The sequence below is a fragment of the Rhodococcus sp. O3 genome, assembly GCF_048897285.1.
Lineage (GTDB): Bacteria > Actinomycetota > Actinomycetes > Mycobacteriales > Mycobacteriaceae > Rhodococcus.
Map to the genome: position 1 here is coordinate 1 of NZ_JBMBTE010000225.1, position 4,356 is coordinate 4,356.

Sequence of the window (4,356 nt, forward strand, 5' to 3'; positions counted from 1 at the left end):
GGAAGGGCCGGGTCTGGTCAGGAATCGGGACGAGTCAAGGTGGAGCACCTCACGCCCGGCCGAAAACGGTTCCTGGCCAACGCATCAGTCCACGGCGCCCGCCGTCAGGTGGACGGCCGTGGCGGCCAGGACGGTCAGCGCGTCCTGGGTGTCGCGCCGCAGGTGACTCAGTGCGATGCGCTCACCGGAGGCGAACAGCGGCTCGAACGGCATCCGGCAGACCGGCACCCCGAGCTCCGAGAAGGCATCGACGACGTCGGTTTCGACCATCGGCGCGTCCCCCGGCCCGTCCGTGATGACGACGACGGTGCGGGCGAGCACGTCGGGGTGGAGCGCGGAGATCGTGGCCAGGGTGCGCTGGGCCGACACCGCGGCGTCGCGGCGCAGCGGCAGCGGCACGATCACCGCGTGCGCCGAGGCGATCGCCCACCGCCAGCTCCCCGAGTGGGTGGCGTTGCCGGTGTCGGCGAGCAGCAGGTCGTAGTGGCGTCCGAGGAGCGCCGCCAGCATGGCGGCCTCGTCGTAGCTCAGCGGTGTCGCGGCCCCGGTGGGTCCGGCCACGACGTACGACCCGTTCGGCTGGCGGGTCAGGTAGCGGGTCAGGGTGGACGGGCGCACCCGGGGCGCGGCGGCGGCGAGATCGGTGAGCAGTGACGCCGCGTCCTGCCCGGTGGTCGGGGGAACCGCCAGGCGCTCGGCGAAGCTGCCGCCGATCTCCCCGAGGTCCAGGCAGGCGACCGTGGCGGGCCCGCGGTACTCGGCGATCGTCTCGGCCAGGGCGATCGCCAGGGGTGTCTTGCCGACCCCGCCTTTGACGTTGGCGAAGGTGATGACCGCGTCCTCCGGAACGGGGCCGGCGATCGTGTTCTGGGCTGCGCGCAGCCGTATCTCGCGCGAGTCGGTTTTCGGGGCGAGCTTCAGGCCGAGCATCGCGTTGAGGCGGCCGCGCATACCGATGCGGGCCGGCCTGTGCGCCGCGGGGTCCACACCGGGAACGGACGGCGCGGAGAACGCGGGCAATCGGCCGCTGATCGACCCTGTGAGCGACGCTGCGGGCCGCGTGGTCACCTGGGTGGGGGCGGGCACCGTAGGTGGCTGGGCGGGCCGCTGAACGCCTTGTGGCACCTGTGTGGGCGTGGTGTAGGCGATCGGTTCGGCGGGCACGGTCACCGGTCCGGGCGGTTGCGCGGCGACAGTCTCCGTGGCGGGCGGGTCGGGTTCGGGTGCCATGACCGGGATCGGCACGCTCGGTGCGGTTTCGGTGAGTTTGCCGTCGGGGCCGACCGTGAGGAACCGCGTGTCTTTGCCCGTCCGGTAGACGACCTCGACGGCGGCCTGCTGCCCCTCTGCGAGGGTGCGCACGAACTCGTGCACGACGGCAGCGAGGGCCTTGTCCTCGGTCGCGCTCAGGTCCATCGGTGGTACGTCGGCACCGGTGAGCCTGGCGCGGGCTGTAGTCGCGGAGGTCGCCTCGATCTCGACGGTCGGCGCCATCGTTAGTTGATCCCGCCGAAGGCACCGGCGCCGGCCAGCGCGGTGTCCATCTCGTCGACGACGGACTCGGTCTGGGCGAGTTCGGCCAGCGCTTTGTCGCGGGCCGGGCCTGCGGGCAGTGCTTCGATGACCGCGCGGCGTTTGATGGTGGCGTCGCGGATCTCGGCGAGGCGTTCGCGGGTCAGTTCCTGCTTCTCGTCGAGCTTGGCGAGCCACAGCGGCGCGGTCTCTTTGAAGTAGTCGCGCAGCGCCTTGATCACCGGATCGTTGGCGCCCTTGGAGACGAACGGTCCGCGCAGTGCGGCGACGTCGTCGGCGGTGGGGGTGATCGACTGGGAGATGCGGCGGGTCATCGAGGGTCCTTCCGGTGGTGACTACGGGTGCGGTTCAAGGGGTGAAAGAACGGTCGGCGCAGTGTGATTCGACCGACGACTGGGCGGCGACGGGTGGGCGCTCGGGCGGGGTGGTGTCGGCAGGTCATGGGCTTACTCCTGCGAGGTCGGGTTCGGGCAGGACGACGACACCGGTCGCGTCGAAGGTGATGCGGGTCTTCACGCGACCGGTGCCGACGGTCAGAACGGTCGAGGTGACCTCGCCCTTCTTCCCGCGACGCACCTCGACCGCATCGACGGTGACCGGGACCAGTTCGCCGTCCGCGTTGTCGATCAGCACGGTCTGTCCGGGCTGCACGCTCGATGCCGGGATGACATCGGCGAAGTCCTCGTCCTCGGGTGCGGGTTCCGGTGCGGATTCGGGCTCGGATGCGCTCATCGACACCGCGTCGACCTCGCTGGTTCCCGCACCACCGAGGATGATCGGCTCCGGCACGCTGCCGTGGCTGCGTGCACGCGTGGCCAGCGCGCGTTCGGACTCGATGAACGCGGCCAGCTCCGGCGAGTAGCAGGTGAACTGCGGCGCCTCGGTCGGTATCAAGCCCTCGATGATCGCTTTTTCGCTGTCCGACAGCTGATTCCACTTGTTCGGATGCCGGTCCACGTTCGGGGTCCACCACATCTGCGCATCGACCGGACTGCCGTCGTCGCCGAGCGCGATACCGCGACCCTTGACCGAGGTGTCGACCTCCCGGCCGACCGTCGAGTCGCCCCACATCATCAACGCGCCGTCCTGGGAGAGGTTGCCGAGACTGATGCGGGTGCCGAAGTTGTCCCGCGCGTTACCGGACGCGCCGCCGAACAACGAGGCGTCCGGGCGCTGCACCCCGAGCAGCAGGCGGATGCCGGCCGAGCGGGCGAGCACCGCCAGATCCGCCCACGCCCCGAGCGGATCGAGCTCCTTGAGCAACGCCTTCGTCTCGTCGTCGCCGGTCTTGGCCAGGCGCTGCCACTTACCCGACAGGATGAAGAACTCGTCGAGCACCGCGATCATCAACGGCAGCTGCGAGCCCTCGATCTTCATCTGATGGATGTAGGCGTTGCGCGCCATCATCTCCGCGTGCAGGGAACGCACGAACATCGCTGCGCGCAGCGCGTCGTAGATGATCGCCCCACACCCCGGATAGCCCTCGAGACCGTCGAGTTCGATCATCTTCGGATCGACCCCGACGAACGGAATACCGCGCCGCGCGGCCTCGGTGAGCAGCGTGCGGATCACCGAGGTCTTCCCGCCACCGGTGGGCCCGACGATCAGGCAGTGCGGCTTGTTCGAGCTGGTGGACACATCCCAGAACATGATCCGGTCCGCGGCCCCGGTCGCATACGGCAGATGCCGCAGGTTCTCATCGACCAGCGCGAGCGGATGATCCACCCGCTCGGGCATGGCGGTGACCAGACGCATCACCAGGTAGCCCTGATCGGGATACCAGTCGCTGGTCCAGTTTCGACCGGACTCGTGCGGGCCGGCCAGGGAGGCGAGCGCTTCCTCGACCTTGAGCTGGAAGCCTCGAACGCCCGCGTTCATCGAACGCGCGAAGGCGATGCGGTAGCCGGTTTCGATGCCGCCGGAGTCGCGGGTCTCGACGGTGACCTTCGGGTCGGTGAACATCGAGGCCGCGTCGAGCGCACCTTGCAGTGCCTTCTGCCGGTCCGACCGGGTATCGGGGATGATCGCTTCGCGGGTGACGATGATGCGGTCACGGTGGGCGTCGTGCCGAACCTTGATCTCCCACCGCGTATTACCGGGGAAGGCCGCCTTGATCGCGCGGGACAGCTCCTCGAACTGCTTGGGCCTGATGACCGTGCCGCGGTACATCGTGATCGTTGCGCGGCGGATCATGCGCCACCCGGTGGGGAACGACACGGTGACTTTCTTCGGCAGCTGCCAGGTGCCCTGTCGCACCAGGGATTCGAGGGTCCGCGACCACCGGTGTGAGCGGTAGCGCAGGACGTCGACGGTGACGATTGTGGTGGCAGCGACGATGAGCAGCAGTCGGTAGCTGTACAGCGTCGACAGCACCTCGAGGACGGTCCCGTTGGCAGAAGTCGCCGACGCGATCCGTGGGGCGCAGACACCCGCGGCCGCGGCCACCCCGACGATCGGCGAGAGCGGGACGAAGCGGGCGACGCGCGTCGGCCGGCCGTCCTCGCCGACCTGCTGGCCGCGCACGGGGCCGTGATCACCGACCGTGTCACGCCACGTCGCGACCAACCAGTCCTTGAGTGGGTCGGGACTTCCGCTCACCGCCTGTGCCTTTCGTTCCGACAGTTTCCGAACATCGCCCGGGATGACGATGTCGAGCACCGTGGCAGAACTCCGCGAAATCCCCAACGGGGGTACCCCACGGAGCGGAGCCCGACAGCGGGGATGGTTCCGGGACGTTCACCCACGACTCCGGTCATCGAATTCCCGATCCTGCAAACACGTTCAGGGAGATCGTCGCCTGCCTTCGTATGTCGACCGTCGGGC

Annotated in this window: 3 protein-coding genes; all 3 read right to left on the minus strand. The window is 69.1% G+C overall.

Going from position 1 to position 4,356, the window contains the following annotated elements; translation table 11 throughout:
• Positions 1–84: 84 nt before the first annotated feature.
• The 3 genes from ACN675_RS27930 to ACN675_RS27940 all read right to left on the minus strand — a co-directional run bounded on the left by ACN675_RS27930 (position 85) and on the right by ACN675_RS27940 (position 4,131).
• The gene (locus tag ACN675_RS27930) at positions 85–1,494 is read right to left on the minus strand and encodes a ParA family protein (protein WP_420753910.1); all 1,410 of its coding nucleotides are present in this window, start codon (positions 1,492–1,494) and stop codon (positions 85–87) included.
• 2 nt (positions 1,495–1,496) lie between these two features.
• Entirely contained in the window at positions 1,497–1,847 is a 351-nt protein-coding gene (locus ACN675_RS27935; RefSeq protein ID WP_420753911.1) for a hypothetical protein, read from the minus strand.
• 124 nt (positions 1,848–1,971) lie between these two features.
• A complete protein-coding gene (locus tag ACN675_RS27940) occupies positions 1,972–4,131 on the minus strand; it encodes a type IV secretory system conjugative DNA transfer family protein (protein WP_420753912.1) in 2,160 nt (719 codons plus the stop codon).
• Positions 4,132–4,356 lie beyond the last annotated feature (225 nt).

Coding starts and splice junctions, on each gene's coding strand:
- ACN675_RS27930 (WP_420753910.1), bottom strand. CDS start 1,494: ATGGCGCCGACCGTCGAGATCGAGGCGACCTCCGCGACTACAGCCCGC.
- ACN675_RS27935 (WP_420753911.1), bottom strand. CDS start 1,847: ATGACCCGCCGCATCTCCCAGTCGATCACCCCCACCGCCGACGACGTC.